Origin of the sequence: Actinomyces howellii (assembly GCF_900637165.1) — a bacterium.
Classification (GTDB): domain Bacteria; phylum Actinomycetota; class Actinomycetes; order Actinomycetales; family Actinomycetaceae; genus Actinomyces; species Actinomyces howellii.
The window spans coordinates 2,090,316-2,116,464 of the sequence record NZ_LR134350.1 but is presented as its reverse complement, the minus strand read 5'-3'; the positions used below and the strand labels follow the sequence as shown (position 1 = coordinate 2,116,464).

Annotated in this window: 22 protein-coding genes and 1 pseudogene; 7 read left to right on the top strand and 16 right to left on the bottom strand. The window is 67.9% G+C overall.

Features of this window, described 5'->3' with window-relative positions; genetic code table 11:
* Nucleotides 1–73 precede the first annotated feature (73 nt).
* From EL245_RS08885 to EL245_RS08840, 9 genes are all read right to left on the bottom strand, one after another.
* Nucleotides 74–742: a hypothetical protein gene (locus EL245_RS08885; protein ID WP_126382815.1), complete on the bottom strand. Its 669-nt coding sequence runs from the start codon at nt 740–742 to the stop codon at nt 74–76.
* A gap of 119 nt (nt 743–861) precedes the next feature.
* Nucleotides 862–1,557 (bottom strand): hypothetical protein, encoded by a 696-nt coding sequence (locus EL245_RS08880; RefSeq protein WP_232009704.1) that lies wholly within the window; start codon nt 1,555–1,557, stop codon nt 862–864.
* Between the two features lie 335 nt (nt 1,558–1,892).
* Nucleotides 1,893–2,384, bottom strand: coding sequence for a hypothetical protein (locus EL245_RS08875; protein ID WP_126382814.1), 492 nt, complete (start codon nt 2,382–2,384; stop codon nt 1,893–1,895).
* 325 nt (nt 2,385–2,709) lie between these two features.
* Nucleotides 2,710–3,396: a hypothetical protein gene (locus tag EL245_RS08870; RefSeq protein WP_232009702.1), complete on the bottom strand. Its 687-nt coding sequence runs from the start codon at nt 3,394–3,396 to the stop codon at nt 2,710–2,712.
* Nucleotides 3,397–3,749: 353 nt separating this feature from the next.
* Entirely contained in the window at nt 3,750–4,238 is a 489-nt protein-coding gene (locus EL245_RS08865; RefSeq protein ID WP_126382813.1) for a hypothetical protein, read from the bottom strand.
* 1,018 nt (nt 4,239–5,256) lie between these two features.
* On the bottom strand, nt 5,257–7,416 hold the full coding sequence (locus EL245_RS08855; protein WP_126382812.1) for a DUF6571 family protein: 2,160 nt from the start codon (nt 7,414–7,416) through the stop codon (nt 5,257–5,259).
* Nucleotides 7,417–7,442: 26 nt separating this feature from the next.
* On the bottom strand, nt 7,443–7,823 hold the full coding sequence (locus EL245_RS08850; protein ID WP_126382811.1) for a hypothetical protein: 381 nt from the start codon (nt 7,821–7,823) through the stop codon (nt 7,443–7,445).
* Nucleotides 7,824–7,995: 172 nt separating this feature from the next.
* The gene (nrdF, locus tag EL245_RS08845; protein WP_126382810.1) at nt 7,996–8,970 is read right to left on the bottom strand and encodes a class 1b ribonucleoside-diphosphate reductase subunit beta; all 975 of its coding nucleotides are present in this window, start codon (nt 8,968–8,970) and stop codon (nt 7,996–7,998) included.
* Nucleotides 8,971–9,444: 474 nt separating this feature from the next.
* Nucleotides 9,445–10,887, bottom strand: coding sequence for a sugar porter family MFS transporter (locus EL245_RS08840; protein WP_126382809.1), 1,443 nt, complete (start codon nt 10,885–10,887; stop codon nt 9,445–9,447).
* Between the two features lie 311 nt (nt 10,888–11,198).
* Between EL245_RS08840 and EL245_RS08835 the strand changes: the two genes are divergently transcribed.
* The 4 genes from EL245_RS08835 (at nt 11,199) to EL245_RS08820 (ending at nt 15,385) form a co-directional block, all read left to right on the top strand.
* Nucleotides 11,199–11,861: a nucleoside/nucleotide kinase family protein gene (locus EL245_RS08835; protein ID WP_126384281.1), complete on the top strand. Its 663-nt coding sequence runs from the start codon at nt 11,199–11,201 to the stop codon at nt 11,859–11,861.
* A 124-nt stretch (nt 11,862–11,985) separates the two neighbouring features.
* Entirely contained in the window at nt 11,986–12,762 is a 777-nt protein-coding gene (locus tag EL245_RS08830; protein WP_126382808.1) for an SDR family oxidoreductase, read from the top strand.
* Nucleotides 12,762–14,672 carry a Na+/H+ antiporter NhaA gene (gene nhaA, locus EL245_RS08825; protein WP_126382807.1) on the top strand — a complete coding sequence of 637 codons (1,911 nt, stop codon included), beginning with the start codon at nt 12,762–12,764 and terminating at the stop codon, nt 14,670–14,672. Before EL245_RS08830 ends, nhaA begins: the two co-directional genes overlap by 1 nt.
* Entirely contained in the window at nt 14,669–15,385 is a 717-nt protein-coding gene (locus EL245_RS08820) for an SDR family oxidoreductase (protein ID WP_126382806.1), read from the top strand. Before nhaA ends, EL245_RS08820 begins: the two co-directional genes overlap by 4 nt.
* An 85-nt stretch (nt 15,386–15,470) precedes the next feature.
* Here the strand turns inward: EL245_RS08820 and EL245_RS13705 are convergent.
* From EL245_RS13705 to EL245_RS08810, 3 genes and pseudogenes are all read right to left on the bottom strand, one after another.
* Nucleotides 15,471–15,668, bottom strand: a pseudogene (locus EL245_RS13705) (hypothetical protein); the annotation flags it as partial.
* Between the two features lie 41 nt (nt 15,669–15,709).
* Nucleotides 15,710–16,875 (bottom strand): IS3 family transposase gene (locus EL245_RS08815; protein WP_126382805.1). Its coding sequence is split into 2 segments (ribosomal slippage): nt 15,710–16,629 and nt 16,629–16,875, totalling 1,167 coding nucleotides; the frame shifts between segments, so codons are not numbered across the junction.
* 9 nt (nt 16,876–16,884) lie between these two features.
* Nucleotides 16,885–17,748: an IS30 family transposase gene (locus EL245_RS08810; RefSeq protein WP_164719465.1), complete on the bottom strand. Its 864-nt coding sequence runs from the start codon at nt 17,746–17,748 to the stop codon at nt 16,885–16,887.
* Nucleotides 17,749–18,840: 1,092 nt separating this feature from the next.
* On the opposite strand from EL245_RS08810, the gene EL245_RS08805 reads away from it, so the two are divergent.
* Nucleotides 18,841–19,956: a glycerate kinase family protein gene (locus EL245_RS08805; RefSeq protein WP_126382803.1), complete on the top strand. Its 1,116-nt coding sequence runs from the start codon at nt 18,841–18,843 to the stop codon at nt 19,954–19,956.
* Between the two features lie 143 nt (nt 19,957–20,099).
* Here the strand turns inward: EL245_RS08805 and EL245_RS13700 are convergent, their stop codons facing one another.
* The 4 genes from EL245_RS13700 to nrdH are packed head-to-tail and all read right to left on the bottom strand — an operon-like array spanning nt 20,100 to nt 23,486.
* The gene (locus EL245_RS13700; protein ID WP_126382802.1) at nt 20,100–20,675 is read right to left on the bottom strand and encodes a hypothetical protein; all 576 of its coding nucleotides are present in this window, start codon (nt 20,673–20,675) and stop codon (nt 20,100–20,102) included.
* On the bottom strand, nt 20,672–22,828 hold the full coding sequence (nrdE, locus tag EL245_RS08795; RefSeq protein WP_126382801.1) for a class 1b ribonucleoside-diphosphate reductase subunit alpha: 2,157 nt from the start codon (nt 22,826–22,828) through the stop codon (nt 20,672–20,674). The genes EL245_RS13700 and nrdE overlap by 4 nt, the downstream gene beginning before the upstream one ends.
* Nucleotides 22,813–23,223, bottom strand: coding sequence for a class Ib ribonucleoside-diphosphate reductase assembly flavoprotein NrdI (gene nrdI, locus EL245_RS08790; protein WP_126382800.1), 411 nt, complete (start codon nt 23,221–23,223; stop codon nt 22,813–22,815). The genes nrdE and nrdI overlap by 16 nt, the downstream gene beginning before the upstream one ends.
* Before the next feature lie 17 nt (nt 23,224–23,240).
* Nucleotides 23,241–23,486: a glutaredoxin-like protein NrdH gene (gene nrdH / locus EL245_RS08785; protein ID WP_126382799.1), complete on the bottom strand. Its 246-nt coding sequence runs from the start codon at nt 23,484–23,486 to the stop codon at nt 23,241–23,243.
* Between the two features lie 703 nt (nt 23,487–24,189).
* On the opposite strand from nrdH, the gene EL245_RS08780 reads away from it, so the two are divergent.
* Both EL245_RS08780 and EL245_RS08775 read left to right on the top strand, forming a co-directional pair.
* Complete coding sequence (locus EL245_RS08780) at nt 24,190–24,690, top strand: transcription repressor NadR (RefSeq protein WP_126382798.1); 501 nt, start codon at nt 24,190–24,192, stop codon at nt 24,688–24,690.
* A gap of 247 nt (nt 24,691–24,937) precedes the next feature.
* The gene (locus tag EL245_RS08775; RefSeq protein WP_126382797.1) at nt 24,938–26,047 is read left to right on the top strand and encodes a PTS transporter subunit IIC; all 1,110 of its coding nucleotides are present in this window, start codon (nt 24,938–24,940) and stop codon (nt 26,045–26,047) included.
* Nucleotides 26,048–26,149 lie beyond the last annotated feature (102 nt).

Here is a 26,149-nt window from a genome sequence, read left to right as displayed (position 1 = left end):
CCACCAGGAACACCACAACCCTACCCAGGACGCGAGTCACACGCCCCGTCAGAGACCGCACCAGATCAGCTGATCACGTCGCAGGCGCCGCCGGCGCGGACGGCTCCGCCGACGAGGTCGGCACCGACCACGGCGGGGTCATCTCCTCCATCGTCCGACCCAGACCCGGCATCGGCTCACCCCCACACAACCACGGAAGCACCGACTCCGTCAGATTCACCAAATTAGGACGCACAGCACCACGCACCAGACCATCGTTATACACTGCCGCCAAGAAGAAATGATTCCCACACGTAAACACCGTCGTCCCCGACGTGCCACTGCGATCAAAATGCGCCTCACCGTGACCGTTCTCAACACTCTCGAACACGAAGGTCGACCGCACCGCCCCCTCCGACGTTCCCGGGTTGTCCCACGGGTCGTACCCGTTGCCGATATACCCGTACATCGAGTAGAAGACACGCGCGTCCCGCCCGCTGACGTACACGCTGCACTGCATGCCCTCCAACCCAGAAAGATTACTCTCCCTCTTCAGCCTCGCATCCGCACCGAACATCGCATGAAGAGCCTCATCCGGAACACCCGCACACACGTACCCACCCGGACCCGACGGCGCCACAGAACTCACCACCGCCCCACTCGGAGCAACCGAAGACGGCGACCCACCCCCACCAACCCCCACACCCGAACACGCCACCACCGACACCGCCGCCAGCACACCGACCACGACGAGCCGCGACACGCGCACCGGCCATCACAAGCCTCCTCAGGAACAGGCCACCAGGAACACCACAACCCTACCCAGGACACGAGTCACACGACCCGACCCGAGAACAACTCAGCCGCGACCCAGTCCTCGGTTCAGTCCTCGGTGGTGGTGTTGAGGGTCTGGACCTCGGCGACCGGGATGTCAACCGTGCTCGAGGTCGTGGCCGACCCCAGGTCGCCGCTGGCCCCGTCGGTGGCCGTGAAGGTCACGTCATAGGAGGCCGACACGCTCAACGGCGTCGTCCCGCCCAGGTGGGCCGAGGAGCGGGTGAACACCACCGTGCAGTCCGTCCCCGAGGCCCCCTGCGACCACGGGATGCCGAAGCCCGTGCAGTCGACCTCAGCGTCCGGAGCCGACAGGTCCAGGCCACCAGCCACCGCCGTCACCGTCGCCGACACCGGCCCCGCCGTGGCCGTGGCCGTCACCTGGGCCGGGGTGTCGCCTGTGGCCCACACCCACGTGTACCACCCCACCAGCGTCGCACCAGAGTCCCCCAGCGTCGGGTTGTAGCCGATCTGCGGGTCAGGGATCGTCACCGCGTCCCACGCCGCCCGCGCCAGCGTCCGCCCGTCAATCATCGGCGCAGGCGGAGCCGACCCCGCAGGCACATACACGTAGGAGTTCGCCTCCATGTGTGCGTTGGCCATCCTGTAGAACTCTCCGGGATCCATTCCACCGGAGCGCTCGTACCAGCAGAACGGCGAGTACCAGAACCCGTCCTCCTCGTTGGCGTACTCCTGGTAGTTCGGATAAGCCGCGCGAATCTCCTCCGTCGACTTCCTGGCCAAACGCCCTTCCTGGGCCATCAGCTGGTTGTCATGAAGATCCGCAGCCTTCTGCTTCCCGCTACTTCCTTGAAGATATCCGCACATGGGAAGCACCGTAGCGCCCACCGTCGTCGTCGACCCAACCTTTCCAGAGGAACCATCACCGGCCGACGAGTACGTCACCGTCACCGTGATATCAACACCACCAGGACCGGACTGGCTCACTGATCCGCTCGAACCCGATATGTCCTTGGCCGAACCTTGAGGAGCAAGCAAGACCAGAAGCGATCCCGCCAATACTGGAACGATCAGCGACCTAGCAACCCGACTCCCCGAAGTGTTCGTCGCACGCGCATTCACGATACCGAGCACTGGTTGTGTGACAGTATTTCCTCGCCACTAACACGCCATTCTGTGCCGGCGCGCTCCAATCTCATGGAGTACTTGAATCTGCCCTGGATATCCGGGCTGGTCACGTCCTGCCCGGAGCCGTCGTAGTCCCGCATGTCACCCCGGTCATCACACACAATAATTTCAGCGGTTGCCGGAACCGTCTCGTCGTAGACGAAGACCTCCTCTATCGCCGACCGCACCTGTCCTTCCACGTACCGACCCGCCTCACGCTCGGAGTAACTTCGTTCGATGCGGGCGCGGACTGTCTCGGTCATGACCTCGTCTGCCCCATCCATACCCGTCCCCGTGCCGGCGGGGGTCAACCACAGGCGCCAGGTGAACTGGTCGTAGGCGACGTAGGCCTGGACGACCTCAGCCTGGACGGCGTCCATCCCCTCCGGCACCGAGGTCACCGTGTACCCCAGCTCCTCATCGGACAGCGACTCCGCCGTCACCTGCGCAGGATCCACCGACCCGGCGGCCGAGGCAGAGGCAGGGGCGGTACCACTGGCCGAAGCCGCCGCCGACCCCGCCGCCGTCGCTGGGGGCGAGGCTCCCCCCCGACGGACTCGCCGAGGCACCCGAACCACCAGAGCCCGAACAGGCCACCACCGACACCGCCACCAGCACCGCCGCCACTCCAGCAGCACACCGACCACGACGAACCGCAACACGCGCACCGGTCATCACACGCCTCCTCAGGAACAGGCCACCAGGAACACCACAACCCTACCCGAGACACGAGTCACACACCCGACCTGAACACAACTCAGTCATCGCTCAGTCCTCGGTGGTGGTGTTGAGGGTCTGGACCTCGGCGACCGGGATGTCGACCGTGCTCGAGGTCGTGGCCGACCCCAGGTCGCCGGCCGCCCCGTCGGTGGCCGTGAAGGTCACGCCATAGGACGCCGACACACTCAACGGCGTCGTCCCGCCCAGGTGGGCCGAGGAACGGGTGAACACCACCGTGCAGTCCGTCCCCGAGGCCCCCTGCGACCACGGGATGCCGAAGCCCGTGCAGTCGACCTCAGCATCCGGAGCCGACAGGTCCAGGCCACCAGCCACCGCCGTCACCGTCGCCGACACCGGCCCCGCCGTGGCCGTGGCCGTCACCCGCTCAGGGGTGTCGCCTGTGGCCCACACCCACGTGTACCACCCCACCAGCGTCGCACCAGAGTCCCCCAGCATCGGGTTGTACCCAACCTGCGGCTCAGGGATCGTCACCACCTCCCACGCCGCCCGCGCCAGCGTCCGCCCGTCAACCACCGGCGCAGGCGGAGCCGACCCCGCAGGCACATACACCGGCGGGTTAGCCGCTGAGTAGCTCTGCAGCATCTGGCTGAACGAGACGAAGTCCATGTCTTTGGCACGTTCCCACCAGCACGTGGAGTCATACCAGTAACCGTTCGAGTCATCGCCATACGCGTCGTAGTCACCATACTCCGCGGTGATCTGATCATGAGTCATCGGAACGCCTTGGGAGCCGATCTTGAACTCCCTGGAGTTGAAATACGCCGCGAGCCCTGCGCCGGTCTTATACGGTTCATACCCACACACAGGAAGCACCGTCGCAGCCGTAGTCACCGTCGATCCACCTCCTCCAGAGGACCCGTCCCCGGACGACGAATAGCTCACAGTCACCGTGATATCAACACCACCAGGACCAGACGGACCGATCTCACCTCCAGTAGAAGGCAGAGTGAGCGTCACCCCCGGGGTGGCGGGCAGCACCATGAGCGATCCCGCCAGCGCCGAGGTGAGCAGCACCCGACCAACCAGCCTCCTGAGAGTCCTCACGGACCTCGTCCTGCGCGCAGCCATCACGCCAAGCACTCGTTGCGCGACAGCTCACGCTCGCTGGACACCCGCCACCCGTCAATCTCCGGCTGTAGGGACAGAATTACCTCGGTACTCCCAGGGATCTCCGGGCTGGTCACGTCCTGCCCGGAGCCGTCGTAGTCCTTCATGTCACCCCGGTCAGAGCAGACAATGACCTCAGCAGCCTCCGGCACCACCTCGCCGTACACGACGACGTTCTCGATCGACGTACGCACCGGACCCTCGAGGTACTGCCCAGGCTGACGCCCGGCATACTGCCCCGCAATATACTCCCGGATCGTGTCGGTCATGACCTCGTCGGCGCCCTCCATGCCCGTCCCCGTTCCGGCGGGGGTGAGCCACAGGCGCCAGGTGAACTGGTCGTAGGCGACGTAGGCCTGGACGACCTCAGCCTGGACGGCATCCATCCCCTCCGGCACCGAGGTCACCGTGTACCCCAGCTCCTCGTCTGACAGCGACTCCGCCGTCACCTGCGCAGGATCCACCGACTCGGCGGCCGAGGCAGAGGCAGGGGCAGAAGCGGTACCACTGGCCGAAGCCGCCGCCGACCCCGACGCCGTGGCTGACGCCGAGGCTCCCCCCGACGGGGTTGCCGAGGCACCCGAACCACCAGAGCCCGAGCAGGCCACCACCGACACCGCCGCCAGCACCGCCACCACGCCAGCCACGCACCGACCACGACGAGCCGCAACACGCACACCGGTCATCACACGCCTCCTCAGGAACAGGCCACCAGGAACACCACAACCCTACCCGAGACGCGAGTCACACGCCCCGTCAGATGACCGCACCAGATCAGCTGATCACGTCGCAGGCGCCGCCGGCGCGGACGGTTCCGCCGACGAGGTCGGCACCGACCACGGCGGGGTCATCTCCTCCATCGTCCGACCCAGACCCGGCATCGGCTCACCCCCGCACAACCACGGAAGCACCGACTCCGTCAGATTCACCAGATTAGGCCGCACAGCACCACGCACCAGACCATCGTTATACACAGCCGCCAAGAAATAATGATTCCCACACGTAAACACCGTCGTCCCGGAGTCCCCGCTCCGGCTCATCCGAGAATCACCATGACCGTTCTCAACATCCTCGAACACGAAGGTCGACCGCACCGCCCCCTCCGACGTACGGGGGTTGTCCCACGGGTCGTACCCGTTGCCGATATACCCGTACATCGAGTAGAAGACACGCGCGTCCCGCCCGCTGACGTACACGCTGCACTGCATGCCCTCCAAACCAGACAGATTATTCTCCCTCTTCAGTCTCGCATCCGGCCCGAACATCGCATGAAGAGCCTCATCCGGAACACCCGCGCACGAGTACCCACCCGGACCCGACGGCGCCACAGAACTCACCACCGCCCCAGTCGCCACAACCGCCGACGGCGACCCACCCCCACCCGCTTTTAGACCCGAGCACGATCCGACCAACCCCGCAACGAGCACAGCAATCCAAGCGGCGATGAACTGTCGACTTGACATAGATTCACTCCTCCTTGCTTCCCCACTCGTGGGCAGGATCTCCGCCGCCGGTCGAATAGGCGCGTTCGTACCCGTCGTTAAAATCGCCGTTCGCCCACTCGGCCATGGTCTCACCCGGTGTACCGCCAACGGCAGGCAACTCCGCACCGACGAGTCCCAGGCCGTTGCGGAACCCGGTACCCTCCGCCTCGGCCTCGCTCAGACCGTCCGTAACAGGGCGACCATCCTCGCCAATGACTCTCTGGACATCCGTACCGTTACCTGCCCGAGCTGCCGCCGCCTTGAGTTCGTCCTCGCTATACAGGCCGCTGTTGAGGAGCGCGAGCGTCAGCTGGTCGCTGTTGAGGCCGCTGGCCTGGGCCTTAATCTCGTTGGCCTCAGTTCTTGCTGCATCTTCGTTGCTCACGTCGAACGGCTTCCCCTCTCCAACGAGATACGACGCCATCGGTCCCGCGTAGGGAATAAGACCCGCCACGAACGAGAGCGTGTTATTCCCGGACTCGGCATTTCGATCCGCCTCTCCGGCAGACTCGACCCCATAGCGACTCGCCGCTCCCGCGAAAAATCCATTCGTTCTGCTCTGGTCGGCCATGGCTGCGTTCAGTGATGCGGCGTCTCCCGTGTTTCGATACTGGTCGACCCCTACGTCGATCTGCGCCTGGTGATGGTCGGCCATCGCCTCACCGAGCCGCACCGACGCCGTCTGGTTGAGTGAGGTCTGGCCGGCGAGATTACTGAGAGCACGATCGGTGAACAAGGGATCGTAGGCGTACGCGTCCGGATCATCGCCTTGACGAGTTTCAAGAACAGGAGATTCGGGATTATCGGCCTTAGTCGACATGACGACGCTCTCGGGATGTCGTGCAAGCGTCGTTCCAACGAGCACCCTGGCCTCATCCGACAGGTCCGTCGGGTCGGCTCCGCTGCCCAGGCCGTTAAGAATCCCTGCCACAGCCGTCGCCGACGCAGAGTCCTCGTACCGTCGCTCAGCTCTCGTCATCGCGCCCGGAACAGGGGTCACCCAGTCCTGGCTGTCGATCTCGTGCGCAAGAAGCGCCCAGTCGGCCGTCCATCGCTGGTCATCCAACGATCCCCGGTTGACGAGCTCCTGGATACGACGGTCCGTATTCACGGAGTCCTCGGAGGACAGTGCCTGAGGCGTACCACCGCCGCCTGGCTCGGGAACGAGCCACTCCAACCCAGCCTCTGGATTACCCGTCATGGCGTGAACGATGCCAGCCAAAGGATCGTGACGGTAGCCGGACAGGGACGTATGACTACCGGAAGACGACGCTTCGACGATCGCCGGTCCCCAATCCCCTGGATTCATCCAGTCCCGCTCCTGGGGGGAGTAGTTCTCCATTCTTCGCGCAAGCTCCACGAGCATCGCGTCACTATAATCAAGACCCACAGAGTTCGGAACGCCATCGCCGTCCACGTCAATCTCTCGTGAAGACATGAGAATGGCGTTGAGGACATCGAGCCGCCCGGACTTTCCTTTGGCCTCAGTGGCGTCAGCGAGCTTACCAGCATATTCTTTTGCTTTGCTGTCCGGCCACCTGCATGACGCGGTCGAGAGCATCTCCCCGAGCAGACCGCAGAGGTCCTCGCCCGCATTCGGACGTTCGGATGTCGACGTGCCTTCACGATGATTGGTGTAGGTCAGACCGTCCTGAAGCTCTGCCGGACAGTCAAGCATCTCATCTGGAGGCACGTTGGCGAGGACCGCGTTCGCGTAGGCGGGATCATCGCGGTTCTGACGCATCCGTTCAAGAAGCGCGTCCCACTCCTCCGGACTGCATCCGTTCTGCGAGTAGTCGAGCATCGTCTGAGCGTCAGAACGTGCTTGGTTGACGATGTCGATATTATTGTGTTGACGAACGACCTCCAGCGTGTCCTCCATGCCGTCCGGTACGTAGTACTGAATGGTTCCGTCCGGTTGGGTGAACATGAGTCCGCTCTCGTTGGCCGCTCTGGCCGCGTCGAGGCGGAGCTGCAGATCGTTCGCCTCACCCTCCAACAGCAACGAGTTGTCCGTCAACGTGCTATTGAAGCCAGCGAGGTCAGCAGGATGCCCCTCTCGGAGACTCACCGACATGACGCCAGAACGCTTCGTCTCGACCCGCTCAGCATAATGCTTCAGGTTGTCGATGATCGTCTGCATACCATCAGGGTCCAACGACACGTACGTCATTCCACACCCCATTTCGCGCGAGGATCGTCCTTGTCAACGTAGTCGGGCTCGGCGTTCCAGTCGTCGTCGACGTCGTCGTAGCTCCGTGAGACCTGACCAGTGATCGCGTCGATGATACCGACCAGCTCGGTCCGGGTCGTCTCCGAGAGCGTCGAGTGCCAGATGTGGCCGTGGGCCCCCAGGCCGTCCGTCAGCTTGGCCGACTTCGCCGTCCCCGTCTCGACGGCGTCATCGACGCCGAGCTCGTCCTTCGCGTAGCTCAGTTCCTCGCGAACGTCCCTCAAGGCAAACTTTTTAAGATTGTACGCCTCGTCGTCGTCCTCAGGAGGGGCCACCGGTGGAGGGTTGGGGCGGGGAGAGGGCTCCGGTCCGGTCATCAGCCTCGGTCCTTCCGACAGGGGTGCGCGTCGTGACCATAACTTTACCATCGCTGAGTCGGTCGACGCAGACCTTCACCGGCCGCCCCCGGGCCCCACGTCAGTCCCGAAGACGACGCCCCGGGGCCACCCACAGCGGTGGGCCACCCCGGGGCACCACAACCCCCGTGTCTCAGAAGTCCCAGTCCTCGTCCTGGGTCGCCTCGGCGGTGCCGATGACGTAGGACGAGCCCGATCCGGAGAAGAAGTCGTGGTTCTCGTCCGCGTTGGGCGACAGCGAGGCGAGGATCGCGGGGTTGACGTCAGTGGTGTCAGCCGGGAAGAGCGCCTCGTAACCGAGGTTCATGAGCGCCTTGTTGGCGTTGTAGCGCAGGAACTTCTTGACGTCCTCGGTCAGCCCCAGCTCGTCGTAGAGGTCCTCGGTGTACTGCTCCTCGTTGTCGTAGAGCTCCATGAGCAGGTCGAAGGTGTAGTCCTTGAGCTCGTCCTGGCGCTGCTGGCTCGACTCGCGCACAGCCAGCTGGTACTTGTAGCCGATGTAGTACCCGTGGACGGCCTCGTCGCGGATGATGAGGCGGATGAGGTCCGCAGTGTTGGTCAGCTTGGCGTGGCTCGACCAGTACATGGGGGCGTAGAAGCCCGAGTAGAACAGGAAGGACTCCAGCATCGTCGAGGCGACCTTGCGCTTCTCGGCGTCCTCACCACGGTAGTAGTCGAGGATGATGCGCGCCTTGCGCTGAAGGTGCTCGTTCTCCTCCGACCAGCGGAAGGCGTCGTCGATCTCCGCCGTCGAGATGAGAGTGGAGAAGATCGAGGAGTAGGAGCGGGCGTGCACCGACTCCATGAAGGCGATGTTCGTGAGCACCGCCTCCTCGTGGGGGGTGCGTGCGTCCGGGATGAGGGAGACCGCCCCGACGGTCCCCTGGATCGTGTCGAGGAGGGTCAGCCCCGTGAACACGCGCGTCGTCATGTTCTTCTCAGCGTCATTGAGGGTCGACCAGGACTGCACGTCGTTGGACAACGGCACCTTCTCGGGCAGCCAGAAGTTGCCGGTCAGGCGGTCCCAGACCTCCAGGTCCTTGTCGTCGACCAGGCGGTTCCAGTTGATCGCCTGGACGCGGTCAACCAGCTTGATCGGCTCGTGCATGGCTTCCTCCAGTACGGGGTCGGTGTCCGCCTCATGCTACCGACGACGGCGTCGCCCGGCTGCGACGACCCGGCCCGACCCCGTGCGGCTCCGCTCACGGACCCGGGCAACGCCGCCCTGCCGAGCACCGGCCCGGCGCCTCACCGCCTCCCGGACCCGACGACCGGGCGTCCGTCGAGCTTGACGGAGCCCGCCTGCTCGCTCACCTGCTGAGCACGAGGCTCAGGGAGGCGATGAGGACCCGCAGGACCGGGCGTCGTCGTCGAGGGGCGGGACGGGACTGTTCACAGGACATGCGGCCACGCTAGACCGACCCGCCGACACGATGAATGGGTCATCCTGCCCCGGCGCCGCGCCCCGTCAGGGCGCCGTCACCCGGTAGGGTGCCGCCCCCTCTCGGACGACGGAACCGCGCCCGGCGCCGGACACTCGGCACGGCACCGCACGGTCGCGCCACCGGGTCGGGCGGCACGCTCATCGCTCGACGGCGAGGTTCTCCATGTCCTCGAGCTCCTTGCCCTTGGTCTCGGGGACCTTGAGGAAGACGAAGACGAGAGAGGCCAGGGCGCACACCGCGTAGAACCCGTAGGCGAAGGTGAGGCCGATGTCGGAGAAGACCGGGAAGGTGGTCGAGATGAAGAAGTTCGCGACCCACTGCGCCGCGGCGGCCACCGCCAGGGCGCCGGCACGGATCCGGTTGGGGAACATCTCGCCCAGCAGCACCCACACGAGCGGCCCCCACGTGGCCCCGAAGGCGACGACGAACAGGTTGGCGGCCACGAGCGCGATCGGCGCCCACGGGGCGTCGAGGGTGACCTCGTCGCCGTGGACCGTGGCGAAGGAGAAGGCCAGGGCCATGAGCCCCAGCGACAGGGTCATGAAGACCGACCCGACGAGCAGCATGGGACGGCGCCCCACCTTGTCGACCAGGAGGATCGCCACGATGGTCACCACGATGTTCGTCACCGAGGTGATGACCGTGATCTTGAGGGCGTCGGACTCCTGGAAGCCGATCGTGCGCCACAGGGTGGTGGAGTAGTAGAAGATGACGTTGATGCCCACGAACTGCTGGAAGACCGACAGCATGATGCCGATCCACACGATCGGCTTGAGACCCAGGCGCGGCCCGAGCAGGTCACGGAAGGACTCACGCTTCTCGGAGTCGATGGTCGCCCGGATCTCCTCGATCTTGAGGTTGACGTTGACGATGCCGGTGAAGTCGTAGAGGACCTGGGAGGCCTTGTCGTAGTCGCCCCGGGCCACGAGGAAGCGCGGCGACTCCGGCAGACGGAAGGCGAACAGACCGTAGATGACGGCCGGCACGGCCTCGGCCATGAACATCCACCGCCACGCCGCCAGACCCATCCACAAGGTCTCGGCCGCGCCCCCGGCGATGCCCGCGAACCAGGAGTCCGACAGCAGGGCGACGAAGATGCCGGTGACGATCGCCAGCTGCTGGAGGGAGCCGAGCCTGCCTCGCACGGAGGCCGGGGAGACCTCGGCGATGTAGGCCGGAGCGATCACCGAGGCCGCACCCACCCCCAGGCCGCCGATGACGCGCCAGATGATGAAGTCGATGATGTGGAAGGCCAGGCCGGAGCCCAGGGCGGAGACCACGAAGAGCACGGCTGCGATGAGCATGACCGGGACACGGCCCATGCGGTTGGCCACCGGCCCGGCGAACCAGGCGCCCAGGGCGCAGCCGATGAGCGCCGAGGACACGGCGAAGCCCTTGAGGAAGGCGTTGAGGGAGTAGTGGTCGGACAGCGCGTCGACGGCGCCGTTGATGACCGCGGTGTCGAAGCCGAAGAGGAAGCCGCCCAGGGCGGCCGCCACGCAGATGCCGATGACGCGTGCGTTGAGCCGGCTCACGCCGGGTGATGAAGGGGTCGGGGACGAGGACAGGTTGTCTGTCATGATGCGGTCCTGACGTCGAGATCGTCTCGCAGGGTGTTCGGGGTCGCGAGCCGCCGCGCGGCCCAGACGACAGTCCCCCAAGGCTACGCGCACAGTGTCCTGCGCCACGCCGTTTTGCGGCACCCATCTCAAACCATCTCGCAGACCGTCGTCTTGTGACACCACCGACCACCAAACCGTCACGATCTCTCAGACGTGTTGCCGTCGCTCGCGATCCGAGCGGCCCGGCAGGTGCGGTGAACCGACGCCGGGACCCACCGGCCAGGAGGGTTCTCGGGTGCGACACTGGAGGTATGGACGGCATCGAAGGCATGGAACCCGTCGTGCGCACCGGAGCCCTCCCGACGCTGGTCGACGGACTCATCGAGCACCTGGCGGCACGCCTGAGCGCCGACCCCGGACAGCGCCTCGTCCTGGGAGTGACCGGAGCGCCGGGCTCGGGCAAGTCGACCCTGGTGGCCGGCCTCGGGCAGCGCCTCACCGAGCGGGGCCTGCTCGCCGGCACGGTGCCGATGGACGGGTTCCACCTGTCCAACGCCGTCCTCGACGAGCTCGGCCGTCACGGGCGCAAAGGCGCCCCGGACACCTTCGACGTCGCCGGGTACCTGTCCGTTCTCGACCGCCTGCGCGCCCCCGGGACACCTGAGGTGATGGCCCCCGTCTACCGGCGCGACCTGCACGAGCCGGTCGCGGCCGGGACGCGTGTCCTCGGTACCGGCGTCGTGCTGACCGAGGGCAACTACCTCGCGCTGGAGGAGCACGGCTGGGCCGCGGTCCGAGAACGCCTCGACCTTCTCATCTGCCTCGAGGTCGACTCCGAGGAGCTCGTCCGGCGGCTCGTCGAGCGCCACATCCGCTTCGGACGCCGTCGGGCCGCCGCCGCGCACTGGGTACGCACCGTCGACATGCCCAACGCCGAGCTCGTCGCACGGTACGCCCACCGCTGCGACGAGCTGTGGCGCCCGCTGCCCTGAGAGCCCCTCCCGGCACGTGGAACATCCCCGTCATCCCCCGGCTGATACATTGCCCGGGTCAGTGCGCAGGACATGATGAGCCACCGCACGACCCGTGAGGAGGCCGGACGAGGGAGGGGGCACCATGGCACCCATCGATCTGAGCGACCGCACCGCGGTCGTCACCGGCGCGACCGGCGCCATCGGCTCAGCAGTCGTCCACACCCTGGTCGAGGCGGGCGCCCAGGTCGGCCTCATCGCCCGCAACCGCCGTCGGCTGGAGCGGCTGCGAGCCCACCTGCCCGAGGACGCCCGCACCCTGTGCTGCGCCGCCGACGTGACGAGCGCCTTCGAGGTCCACGAGGCGCGCGACAGGATCCTGGACCACCTGGGGCCTCCGGACCTGCTCGTCGTCGCTGCCGGGATCCGCCGTGCCGCGCCCTTCGAGGAGGCCATCCCCGCGGACTGGAACGCCATGCTCTCGGTCAACCTGCGCGGCACCCTCCAGGCCGTCCAGATCTTCGCCCCCGACATCCTGGCCGCCGGGGCGCGCGACGAGCCGGCCGACATCATCCTCCTGGGCACGGGCCCGGCCCGCGAGCGCCAGAAGGCCTACGCCGTCTTCTCCTCCCTGGGCACGTCCATCGGCCAGTTCGCCAAGCACCTGCGCGCCGAGTACGGGCCGCGCGGGGTGCGCGTCCACCACCTGGCGAGCCTGTTCACCGCCGGGAACTTCTTCGCCGAGTCCAACTTCGGGGCCGACCGCACGACCAGCGACCACCACGACGTGCTCACCGAGGAGCTCGCCGCCGAGGCGACCATCGAGACCGGCAGGGTCGCGGCGGAGGTTGCCTTCATGGCCGCCCTGCCCCCGCACGTCAACCTCGCCCGGGCGACGGTCCGTCCCATCGGGAGCCGCTGATGACACGAACCACCCAGACCCGCACCACCGCGGTCGTGGCCCGCCTCCAGGCCGGGTTCGCCGCCTTCCGCGCCTGGGAGACCTCCGGCGCCGTCCTGCTCCTGGCCGCCACGATCGTGGCGATCCTGTGGGCGAACCTGGGCGGTTCCTCCTACGACGACTTCTGGCACACCGACCTCGCCCTGACCCTCGGGGACGCCGAGATCTCCATGTCGCTCCAGCACTGGATCAACGACGGCCTCATGATGATGTTCTTCTTCCTGGTCTCCCTGGAGGTCAAGCACGACTTCATCATGGGCGAGCTGAGCGACTGGAGACACGCGAGCGTGCCGGTCGTGGCGGCCGTCGCGGGCCTCGTCCTGCCCGCCGTGCTCTTCCTCGCCCTCAACGCCGGCTCCCCGGGCGCCGGCGCGTGGGGCGTCGTCATCTCGACCGACACAGCCTTCGTCGTCGGCCTCCTGGCGGTGTTCGGCGCACGCCTGCCCCAGCCGCTGCGCGCCTTCCTCGTCGCCCTGGCCGTCGTCGACGACGTCGGGGCGCTGCTGGTCATCGCCGTGGCCTACACCGAGTCCATCCAGATCGTCCCCCTCGTCGTCGTCGCGGCCACCGCGCTCGTGCTCTACCTGCTCCAGCAGGCGCGCCTGCACCGCACAGCGGTCTACATCGTGGCCGGGGCGGTGCTGTGGGTGTCCTTCCTGGCCTCGGGGGTGCATGCCACGATCGCCGGGGTCGTGCTCGGGCTCCTCCTGCCGGTCTTCCCTCCCGAGCGCGCCGAGGTCCTGCGCGCCGAGGAGCTGACCCAGGTCTTCCGCCGCACCCCGGTGGCCGCGACCGGCAACGCGGCCGTCGAGGGCATCCTGCGCTCGGTGTCGATCAACGAGCGCCTCCAGCTCGTCCTGGCCCCGACGATCAACCTGTTCATCGTGCCGCTGTTCGCCCTGGCCAACGCCGGGGTCGTCATCACCGCCCAGACCCTGGGCCACGCCTTCACCTCGCCGCTGACCTGGGGCATCATCGTGGGCCTCGTCGTCGGCAAGCACGCCGGCGTGCTCGGCGCGACCTGGCTGGCGACCCGGCTGCGCATCGGGGCGCTGGCGCCGGGCCTGGGGTACCGCCACATCGGCTCGGGGTCGATGCTCACCGGGATCGGCTTCACGATCTCCCTGTTCATCGTCGAGCTCGCCATCACCGACGAGACGCTCAAGTCCGACGCGCGGATCGGTGTGCTGACCGCCTCGCTCATCGCCGCGGCGCTGGGAATGGTCATGCTGGAGAGCACCGCCCGCTACGACGAGCAGCACGCGCCCGCGCGCAAGCACCTGACCCGACCGGTCGACCCCGAGCGCGACCACATCGAGGGCCCGGCCGACGCCCCGCTCACCCTCGTGGAGTACGGCCGCCTGGGGGGCCTGGACGACGCGGACAAGGCCGAGGTGCTGCGGGAGGTGCGCGACCACTTCGGGCCCGAGCTGCGCTACGTCTTCCGGCACAACCCGGGGGAGGACCCCGCTGCCCTCCAGGCCGCGCTCGCCCTGGAGGCCGTGGCGGCGCAGAGCTACGAGCTCTTCGCCCCGATGAAGCGCGAGCTCGAGCTGGCGACCCAGGACGAGGAGCTCGACGCGCGCATGCTGCGCCGGGCAGCCGTGGACGTCGGGGCGAACCTGCCACGCCTGGAGGAGGCGGTCCGCCTGGGCACCCACGCGGTGCGGGTCTCCGACGACGCCGACGACGCCGGCACCCTGTGCCTGACCACCGCGCCGACCTTCTTCGTCGGCGACGTCATCTACGACGGCCCGGTGGAGGCCGCCGACCTCATCGCCGCCCTCGAGGCCCTGCGCTCCGGTGACCCCTCCGAGGGCTCCGAGCGCAGCGGCCGGCGCCGACGCCTCAAGGAGGGGCAGCAGACATGACCGCACGCAGCATCGTCGTGGCCGGGGGCGCCTCCGGGATCGGCCTGGCCGTGGCCCGTCAGGCGCTGGCCGAGGGCTGGCGCACCATCGTCGTCGACCGCCAGGACCCGCTCGAGGACATCAACGCGCTCGGAGCCCGCTTTGTGCGCTGCGACCTGCTCGAGGCCGAGGCAGCCCGGGTCACCCTGGAAGGGCTCGCCCGGGACGAGGGCCGGCTCGACGCGCTCGTCGTCAGCGCAGGTGGGGCGATGAACGGCCACTTCGCGCTGCGCGACGCCGAGGTCCTCGTCGAGGAGTTCTCCACCGACACCCACACGGTGCTGCGTGCGGTGCGCTACCTGCTGCCCGCGCTGCAGGCCGGGGCCAGGGACCACGGCGTGTCCGACGTCGTCGTCATCGGCTCGATCGCGGGGAGCACCGCCTTCGAGGAGGCGGTCGTCTACGGTGCCGCGGCGGCCGCCCGCCACGCCCTGGGCGAGCAGCTGCGTGTCGAGCTGCGCGAGGACCGGGTGCGGGCACGGACCATCGCCACCGGTTACGTCGAGACACCGCTGACCGCCCGGCGCTCCATTCCCGCGGTCACCGACCACATCGCCCTGGCGCCGCTGACCGCCCAGGACGTGGCAGCCGTCGTGCACCACTCCCTCAACGCACCCCAGGACGTCAACGTCCACGACATGGTCCTCGTCCCGACCTACCAGGGCTGGGCCTGACTCGCCCCCCATCGTCATCCCCCTCCCCTCCCTCCCCCCTCCCCTCCCTCCCCCCTCCCGCGAGATCGGGACTAATGGGGTGGTTTCAGGTGGTGAGTGCAATGGTGGTGTCGTGTTCTGTTTTCTGCAGGAGCCTGTTGAAGGCTTCTGCGGGTGTGGCCCAGTCTAGGGTCTGGCGGGGGCGGGTGTTGAGGAGGTGCTGGGCCTGTTCGAAGGCGTGGAGGGGGTAGGTCGACAGGTCGGTGCCTTTGGGGAAGAACTCGCGGATCAGGCCGTTGGTGTTTGGAGTGCTGGGTGTTTTTCGGACTGTGTGTTTTTGGTGTGTCAGGCCGCTTGTCTGCGGCCTAGGTGCTCGCCTTCGACCTCGTTGGGGGTGCGGTAGCCGAGGGTCGAGTGGAGACGTGTCTGATTGTATGTCAGCTCAATCCATGAGGCAATGTCGCTCACTGCCTTCCTACGTGTAGGGTACACCATGCGGTGGACCCTCTCGTTCTTAAGAGTCGCGTTGAATGACTCCGCCCAGGCATTGTCCCAGCACACCCCGGTGCGCCCGACGGACAGCCGTATGCCATACTTCCTCAGGTGGTCGGAGAACTGCTGAGAGGTGTACTGGCTGCCTCTGTCGGAGTGGAATATGGTTACCCCTCTCTTGTGGGGGCACCTGCGTACCGCCATGTCGATAGCGTCACGGACGAGGTCGGTGCGCATGTGGTCGGCCATCGCGTAACCGACTACCTTCCTCGTGCAGCAGTCCAGCACCGTAGCGAGATACACGAACCCAGCCCACGTGCGGATACAGGTGATGTCACCTACCCATTTGATTCCGGGTTTCTCGGCCGTGAAGTCACGGCGCACGAGATCGGGACGCTCGCCCAGGTCACGGGCCGGGACGGTGGTACGGACCTTCCGGCGCGGTTGCGCGGCTCTCAGGCCCTGGGCGCGCATGACCGCACGCACAGTGTCCTGGCAGGTTGACACGCCTTGACGTCGCAGGGCTGCCGCGATGCGCCGGTACCCGTAGGCGCCGTGGGAGGCCTCAAACTCGGCCCGCACAAGAACCGCCAGCTCCTCCCGTCTCCTGATACGACTCGACTCAGCCCGCTCGCGCCAGGAGTAGTACCCGGACCTGGACACCCCGGCCCAGCGGCACATGGAGGCAACAGGGTATCTGCCTTCCTCGCGGTTGATGAGCTTGTACTTGTCGCTCACCGCTGTTCCTGCGCGAAGAAGGCCGCCGCTTTTTTCAGGAACTCGTTCTCCTGGCGCAGCTCGCAGTTCTCCGCCCTGAGCCTGGCTATCTGCGCGGACTCTGCGACTGCTTCACCTTCCTCCTGGCTGGAGTGCTCCTTCCTGTACCTCGCGACCCAGTTCCCCACCGTCTGGGGCACCAGGTCGTAGGAGGCCGCGACCGACGCGATCGTCCGGTCCTTCTCGACGACCTCACGCACAACCTGCGCCTTGAACTCGTCCGAGTACTTCGCCCTTGACATGGCTCCATCCTATCGAATCAGAAGAGAGACGAAAATCTCCCCTGTCCGAGAAACGCCACTCACCCCAAAGTACACCTCGAGGTTGGTGGCGGTCCTGAAGCGGGCGACCTGGGCCATCTCGCCGCCCTGGTCCCAGGTCAGGGACCGGGCCATGGAGCGGGGCAGGCCCTTGATCATGGTCTCCAGCACCGTGGCCACGGTGGTGGCGGTGTGGTCGGTCAGCAGCGGGGCGATCAGGACCAGGCGGGTGGTGCGTTCGACCAGGGTGATCATCGCGGTGCGGTTGCCCGCGCCCATGACCAGGTCGCCCTCCCAGTGGCCTGGCACGGCCCGGTCGGCGACCTGGGCCGGGCGGGTGCTGATACGCGCGTCGGCCAGCCAGGGCCTGGAGGCCAGGGGCCCGGCCAGGGCCGAGCGTGGCACGCGCCGACTCCGCCCGGTACGCAGCCTGTAGTGACGGCCCAGCTCGGCGCGCAGCGTCCCTCGGCCCTGGACGTACAGGGACTGGTAGATCGTCTCGTGGCTCACACGAAGATCATCGCGCTCGGGGTGGTCCGCAGCCAGACGGCGGCTGATCTGCTGGGGCGACCACCGCTGTCTCAGGCCCTGGACCACCAGGGCCCGCAGCTGGTCGTTGGAGTCCAGCACACGCGCCTTGGGCCGTGCCCTGGCGGCCCGGGCCTGGGCGTGGCGGGCCTGGGGGTCGTAGGCCTGCCGGCCCCCGCCGGCAGCGACCTCGCGGCTGACCGTGGAGACAGCCACCCCCAGGAACCGGGCGATCGAGGCCAGGGAATCACCCCTGGCCAGGCCCGCAGCGATCGCGCCGCGCCCCTGAGCCCCCAGACGCCTGCCGTGCCCGGTACCCCGGACCATCACCTCGAACCCGTCCCCCGACCCGCCCCGACCACGCCCAGCAGGCCTGGTCGTCCCGACCATCCCGCCCTCCCTGGCCCCGTGCCGCATCCTCATACCCCACAGCCTGCACCAGTCCGACACCGTGGACTGAGGCACCGAGAAACAAGCCCCCGCCTCGCGAGCCAACCAACCCGACTCGATCAGCTCCCGCACACCATCGCGAACCACACCAGGCCACACCCCACGCACCACAACCAGCCCCTCTCCCAAGCACCACCCATTGCACTCACCCCCTGAAACCACCTGGCACCTCGAGATCGGGGGAAATGACACCTCGAGATCGCCGCATCTGGCACGCCGTTGGCAGCGGCGCCGGGTGCCGTGAGCCGGGGGCCTTGCCTCAGGACTCCGGGTGTCGGACGCCCCGACCTCGAGGGAGCCGAGTAGGAGCCGGGCCCGGCCGCAACCACGCCCTGGGTGGCGGTCCAGGAGCCCCGGGCGTGCTGGTCAGCCACGGGCTCCCGGAGCGGCAGGCCCACGCCCCGACGACGGTGTGATGCACATAACAGGCGGGTGGCGGTCAGGGGCCCGTGTCGGGAATCGTTGGAATGACGCCGATCCTCTCGGCTGGTCCTTGTGGTGGAGGCGGTGGTGGGCATCTGAGATGTGCAACGGTCCCTGCGACGCACACGGGGAGGCCCTCCGCCTGGTACAAGACGATCATTCTTTGGCTCAATCACGGGCACCCATCCGGGTCGCGAGGATAGTTTATGTGTGCACCACCCCCGGCACCTGGTCAGCGCACACCCCCAGGTGTCCTGGACCTGCCTCGGCCAGGTCCGGGCCGTCCTGGCCTGGCTCGTCGGTCCAGCCCAACCCGGCCCGGCTTGGCCCGGCCCTGACGTGGCGGACCCGGCAGACACGGACCCCCACCCCCGCAGCCGGCTACCCCACGGCGTGCCACGGAGACAACACCCTCCACCGACCAACCCGCCCCCACGATCCCGACCACGACGTACCACTTCCCCCGATCTCGCGGTGCCATAAGTCCCGATCTCGCGGTGTCATAAGTCCCGATCTCGCGGTGGAAGGGGGTGGCAGGATCGTCGCATGAGGATCGTCATCGCCCCCGACTCCTTCAAGGAGTCGATGACCGCCCCTGAGGCCGCCGGGGCCATGGCCCTGGGCGTTGCCGACGCCCTGCCCGACGCCGTTGTCGACCTCCTTCCTGTATCCGATGGCGGCGAGGGCTTCGCCCGGATCGTCACCGCCGCTTGCAACGGCAGGTGGATCGAGGTTCCCGCCGTCGACGCACTGGGCCGCCACCTCACCGCCGGCCTGGGGCTGTGCGGCCCTCCGGGCAGGTTCTCCGCGGCCGTCGACCTTGCCGAGGCCTCCGGGCTGGAGCGGATCCCTCCTTCCGAGCGCGACGTCATGCGGTCCTCGACGCGCGGTCTGGGGATGCTGCTCCTAGCCGCCGTCAGGCGCGGGGCGAGGGCTGTGGTCGTCGGGGTCGGCGGCTCCGCGACTCACGACATGGGGCTGGGGATGCTTGAGGCGCTCGGCGCGGTACTGCGTGACGACGCCGGCCGTCGTGTCGAGCCCGTGCCTGCGGCCTTTAGTCGAATCGCGAGCATCGATGTCGGCCCGGCACGTGAGCGGCTGGCAGGGGTGGAGCTGACCGCGGCGGTCGACGTCACCAACCCGCTGCTCGGACCGAACGGGGCGACGGCGGTCTTCGGTCCGCAGAAGGGCGTGCGCGCCGACCAGATAGCCTCCCTGGACGCCCAGCTCGGGCGTCTGGCAGCGCTGGTCGGCGCCGAGAGCCAGGTCGATGCGCCGGGAGCCGGCGCGGCAGGGGGCGCGGGCCTGGCCCTGACGGCCGTGCTCGGGGCCCGTACGACTCCCGGGTTCGAGGCCGTGGCGCGCGCCGTCGGGCTGGAGGACCGGATCGCCGGCGCCGACCTCGTCCTCACCGGTGAGGGCGGCGTCGACGCCCAGAGCCTGGAGGGCAAGGCGGTCGGAGGTGTCGTGCGTGTCGCACGACGTCACGGGGTGCCGGTGCTGGTGCTCGGCGGGGTCCTGCGAGAGGGTGCAGAGCGTCTGCGGGCGCCGGGGGTCGAGCTCGTCGAGATTCGCAGGTCCGGGGAGCCAACGGAGGCCGCGCTGGCGCACGGGCCGGTCAACCTGCGCACAGCCGTCGGCAGGGCGCTCAGTGGCCGGTGATCCGTGTCGGGACCAGGCCGATGACCTACGCGTGAACTTGCCCAGCCAGCCCCGGGGCCGATAGTATGTTAGAGCGTGTCGCAGTAGCGGTATGAAGTGAACCCGGCAGCCTTCCGGACGGTGGGCGAGCCGGGTTTCGCGCGCTATACGTCGAGATCGATGACCGTGAGATTCATCTGTTCGACCTCCGCCCGCCATCGCCCGCCCTTGTTCCAGCACCAGCTCACAGCGTCAGGTAGCCACAGGAGAGGCTCCTCGTGGTCGTGGAGATGATCATAGGTCCCGTCCCAACGACCAGAAAGCACCTGACTGAGAATCTGCCTGTCAGAAGCAATGACGGAGTCGTTCCGATCCAGGACGAGCTGCTGGCACGGGCCGCCCTGAAGACTCTCGGCGAGTGCACGCAGGCACGCCGGACGTCCACGGCGAGGCTTGTGGCAGGTTCGGTACACCTCAATTCTGACAGGCATCTCCGTGATCGCACGAAGAATCACCTTCCGCCTCTCATCGCGCTCCTTCGTGAAATGGATAGAGCGCTGGCCCGCTATCAGATATCCCTGAAGACTCCTCCTGATGTGATGCACGTCAGCAGGCCATACGTAGACGGCAGTCACCGAGTAGCCTTCGACCTCAGACTCGTCGACGAATACCCGATAGGGGCGCGTCAGGTCTCCAACACCCGAGCCACGCGCCTCGAAAGCGCCCTTCGACGCAGTCACAGCATGCAGGACACGCAGCCGGCGACCTCGGTGCCCTCGAGCGCCGCCTGGCGCAGGCGGATGTAGTAGAGGGTCTTGATGCCCTTGCGCCAGGCGTAGATCTGGGCTCGGTTGATGTCGCGGGTCGTCGCGGTGTCCGGGAAGAAGAGGGTGAGGCTCAGACCCTGGTCGACGTGCTGGGTCGCCGCCGCGTAGGTGTCGATGATCTTCTCGGGGCCGATCTCGTAGGCGTCCTCGTAGTACTCAAGGTTGTCGTTGGTCATGTAGGGCGCCGGGTAGTAGACGCGCCCGATCTTGCCCTCCTTGCGGATCTCGATCTTGGAGACGATCGGGTGGATCGAGGAGGTCGAGTGGTTGATGTAGGAGATCGAGCCGGTGGGAGGGACCGCCTGAAGGTTGCGGTTGTAGATGCCGTCCCGCTTGATCTTCTCGGCCAGCTCGGCCCAGTCGGCACGGGTGGGGACGTGCACCGAGCTCGCGGCGAAGACCTCCTTGACCCGCTCGGTCACGGGCAGGAAGTCCTCGTTGAGGTACTTGTCGAAGAACTCCCCGCTGGCGTAGGTCGAGTCCTCGAAGCCGACGAAGGCCTGCCCGCGCTCGACGGCGAGCTCGTGGGAGGCGGTCAGCGCGGCGAACAGGACGCAGGCGAAGTAGACGTTGGTGAAGTCCAGCCCCTCCTCGCTGCCGTAGTGGATGCGCTCACGGGCGAGGAAGCCGTGGAGGTTCATCTGCCCCAGGCCGATCGCGTGGGACTCGCGGTTCCCTCGGTCGATCGAGGGCACGCTCGGCAGGTGGGTCTGGTCGGAGACGGCGGTCAGCCCCCGCACCGCGGTGGCCACGGTGCGCATGAAGTCCGGGGAGTCCATCGTCTTGGCGATGTTGAGGGAGCCCAGGTTGCAGGAGATGTCCTTGCCGACGTGCGTGTAGGACAGGTCCTCGGCGAGCTCGCTGGCTTCCGAGACCTGGAGGATCTCGGAGCACAGGTTGGACATCGTGATCTTTCCCTTGATGGGGTTGGCCCGGTTGACCGTGTCCTCGAACATGACGTACGGGTAGCCCGACTCGAACTGGATCTCCGCCAGGGTCTGGAAGAACTGTCGGGCGTTGATCTTCTTCTTCTTGATCCTGCCGTCGTCGACCATCTCCCGGTACTTCTCCGTCACAGAGATCTCCGAGAAGGGGACCCCGTAGACGCGCTCGACGTCGTAGGGGCTGAAGAGGTACATGTCCTCGTTGTCTCGGGCCAGCTCGAAGGTGATGTCGGGGATGACCACGCCCAGGGACAGCGTCTTGATGCGGATCTTCTCGTCGGCGTTCTCGCGCTTGGTGTCGAGGAACCGCATGATGTCGGGGTGGTGGGCGTGGAGGTACACCGCACCCGCCCCCTGGCGCGCGCCGAGCTGGTTGGCGTAGGAGAAGGAGTCCTCCAGGAGCTTCATGACCGGGATGACGCCGCTGGACTGGTTCTCGATGCGCTTGATGGGGGCGCCCATCTCGCGCAGGTTGGTCAGCTGGAGGGCAACGCCGCCGCCGCGCTTGGACAGCTGGAGGGCGGAGTTGATGCCCCTGGCGATCGACTCCATGTTGTCCTCGATGCGCACGAGGAAGCAGGACACGGGCTCGCCGCGCTGCGCCTTGCCCTCGTTGAGGAAGGTGGGAGTGGCCGGCTGGAAGCGGCCGGTCATCATCTCCTCGATGAGGTTCGTGGCCAGTGCCTCGTCCCCGTCAGCAAGAGCCAGCGCCACCATGGTGACGCGGTCCTCGAAACGCTCGAGATAGCGCTTGCCGTCGAAGGTCTTGAGGGTGTAGGAGGTGTAGTACTTGAAGGCGCCCAGGAAGGTCGAGAAGCGGAACTTGTGGGCGTAGGCCGCCTTGAAGGCCGCCTTGACGAACTCCGGGGAGTACTTGTCCAGCACGGGCTTCTCGTAGTAGCCCTCCTCGACGAGGTACTCCAGCTTCTCCTCCAGGTCGTGGAAGAAGACGGTGTTCTGGTTGACGTGCTGAAGGAAGTACTGGCGGGCAGCCTCCCGGTCCGCGCCGAACTGGATGAGCCCGTTGGCGTCGTACAGGTTGAGCGTGGCGTTGAGCCCGTGGTAGTCCAGGTCCGGGGAGGGAACGGGCTCCAGACCCGTGTCCGTCAGCGTGTCTGCCAAAACGTGTCCAATCCTTCTGTGACGCGCGCGACGTCAGCGGGGGTCCCGAGCAGCTCGTAGCGGTAGAGCACCGGCACGTCGAGCTTGCGGGCGATGATGTCACCGGCCAGGCAGTAGGCCTCGCCGAAGTTGGTGTTGCCCGAGGAGATGACTCCTCGGCACAGGGAGCGGTTGTGCGGGTCGTTGAGGAAGCGGATGACCTGCTTGGGCACCGCGCCCTTGACGGTTCCACCACCGTAGGTGGGCACGACCAGCACGTACTCCTCATCGACCCGCAACGGCCCGTCGGTGGGCAGGAGCGGGATCCGGACCGCGGGCAGGCCGAGCTTGCCGACGAAACGGTGCGTGTTCTCCGAGGTCGAGGAGAAGTAGACGAGGAGGGGCCGTGCGCTCACCGGTGCCCGGCCCCCGCTCAGATGGCGACGGCCTCGCGGGCGGAGGCCAGGGCCTTGATCTTGTCGGGGCGGAAGCCTGACCAGTGCGCGTCGCCTGCGATGACGACCGGCGCCTGGGCGTAGCCCAGGGACCTGACCTGCTCGAGGGCCTCGGCGTCCACGGAGATGTCCACCGTCGCGTAGGGCAGGCCGGCCTTGTCCAGGGCGCGGTACGTCGCGGTGCACTGGACGCAGTTGGGCTTGGAGTAGACGGTGATCGCCATGTCGGTCACTTCCTGGCAGTCGAGAGGTGGATCAGGGCCGGGCGCGGTCATCCCGGCCCCTCGCGACGGAGGGCTTTCGCCGGTGTAACCACACGTGTGTAGTTCGCGGGAGGGCGCGGGGCCCTGCGGGGCAAGACACTACCCCTAGGGGTAGGTGCCCGCCAGCACCCCAAGATGATGTGTCCAGCGTGGTGCTGTGCACAGCTCGCCTCCTTCCTGTGGACAGTCGCCTCGAGAGTGTGGAGGCCCGGTGGGCCCACCCGACGCCGTCGGCGACCGAGCGGGCGCTCCGAGCCTTCCGGATCCGCAGAACCATGGTGCCCCAAGGGTGTGACACGAACTCCTCCCCTCATGCACAGCCATCCACTCCCCTGAAGGACGACCGCTCCCCACCCTGGGGACAAAGTCCTAGAAATTGGTTTCCCGTCACATGGCTCCCGGGCGTGTCGCGGCAACGCGGCGCCGCGCTCGCCCGCGCTCGCCCGCGCTCGAGGGCGCCGTGGCACGACGCCGGGACGATACGGTGTGCGCAGGCCCCGGTGGACCGGACCGTGCAGCCCGCCGCCACGACCGGACCGTGCAGCCCGCCGTGGCGGTCCTGCCACACAGCCCGCCGCCACGACCGGACCGTGCAGCCCGCCGTGGCGGTCCTGCCACACAGCCCGCCAGAGGGACCGCGCCGCCGCACACCAAGGAGGAGCATGTGGACGCCGTCGAGCGCAGGGAGGAGATCCTGACCCGCCTGACCTCGGCGACCGCGCCCGTGGCCGCCTGGTCCCTGGGCGAGCAGCTCGGGGTCTCCCGCCAGGTCATCGTCGGCGACGTCGCCCTGCTGCGGGCCGCCGGCCACGCGATCCGCGCGACCAACCGGGGATACCTCGTGGCCAGGCCCTCTGACAGGCCCCGCCGCTCCGTCGCCGTCCAGCACTCCCGCGCGGAGATCCCCGCCGAGCTCAGCGCCATCGTCGAGTCAGGGGGGCGGGTGCTCGACGTGTCCGTCGAGCACCGGCTCTACGGGCAGATCACCGTCGACCTGCTCATCGAGGACACGGAGGACCTCACCCACTTCCTGGCCCGCCTCCCCGACTCCTCCGTCCTGGCCGAGCTCACCAACGGCTGGCACACCCACACCATCGAGGCCGACTCCGAGCAGGTCCTCGACGAGATCGAGGCCCGGCTCCAGGCCCTCGGCCTCCTGCGGTGAGGCCCACTCCGGGCGCCCCCTCGGTTCCCCGACGGCGCACGGGGCCGACGGCGCACCGGTCCCGACGGCGCACCGGCCCCGACGGCGCACCGGCCCCGACGGCGCACCGGCCCCGACGGCGCACCGGGCCCGACGGCGACGGTCCCGGCGGCGCACCGGTCCCGGCGGCGCACCGGACTCCGAGCAGGCTAGACTCCAGGTGTCTTGACACCTACGGGGCGCCGCCCCGTGAGCGACCCGAGGCCTCATGACCAGACCGCACGCCCCCGCCACCGTCCTGCCTGCGCTGCGCGCCCTGGCCCACCGCGTCCTCATCGAGGGCCTGACCGGCATGACCCACGGGCTGTTCGCCACGCTCATCATCGGGACGATCCTGACCCAGCTCGGCACCGCACTGCCCGGGACCGCCGGCGAGGCGGTCGTCCTCATGGGCCGGGTCGCCTCGTCGGTCACCGGCGCGGGGATCGGCCTGGGAACCGCCCACCGGCTGGGCGCAGGCACCCTCGTCCTCGTGGGCGCGGGGGCGGCCGGGCAGATCGGAGCCTACGCCGCCCCGCTCCTGGCCGGCTCCGCCGTCGTGACCGACGGCGCCGGGGCCTCCCTCGTCCTGCGCGGGCCGGGCGAGCCGCTGGGCGCCTTCCTGGCAGCCTGGGTCGCGGTCGAGGCCGGAAGGCTCGTGGCCGGGCGCACCCCGGTCGACATCCTCCTCACCCCCCTGACCACCGTGATCGTCGGCGGGGGCACCGGCCTCCTCGTGGGTCCCCCGATCTCCCGGGCCATGACGTCGCTGGGTCAGGTCGTCAACTGGGGAACCGAGCGTCAGCCCCTCGTCATGGGGGTCGTCGTGTCGGTCGTCATGGGCATGGTCCTCACCCTTCCGATCTCCTCGGCGGCGCTCGGGGTCATCCTGGGACTGTCCGGCACCGCGGCCGGGGCGGCGACCATCGGCTGCACCACCCAGATGGTCGGATTCGCCGTCGCCTCCTTCCGGGACAACCGCTGGTCCGGGCTACTCGCCCAGGGCCTGGGGACCTCCATGCTCCAGGTCCCCAACATCATGCGCCGCCCCCTCATCTGGGTTCCACCCACTCTGGCCTCGGCCCTCCTGGGCCCGGTGTCCACCGTCGTGCTGCGCATGGAGTCCAACGCCGTGGGTTCGGGCATGGGGTCCGCGGGACTCGTCGGCCAGGTCATGACCTGGCAGGTCATGTCGACCTCGGTGCCCGCAGGACGCCTGGCGCTGACCATCGTGCTGTTCCACGTCGTGGCTCCCGCCGCCCTGAGCTGGGGCATCTGCGCGCTCATGCGTCGCCGGGGCTGGATCCGACCGGGCGACATAGCTCTCGCGCTGGCCTGACCGCCCGCCCGCCAGCCCGGCCCGGGCGCCTCCTCCGCCCCACAAGCGCCCGCACCCCGCGCGCGCCCGCACCCCGCGCGCACCTCGGCCGGGCGCCCGCCC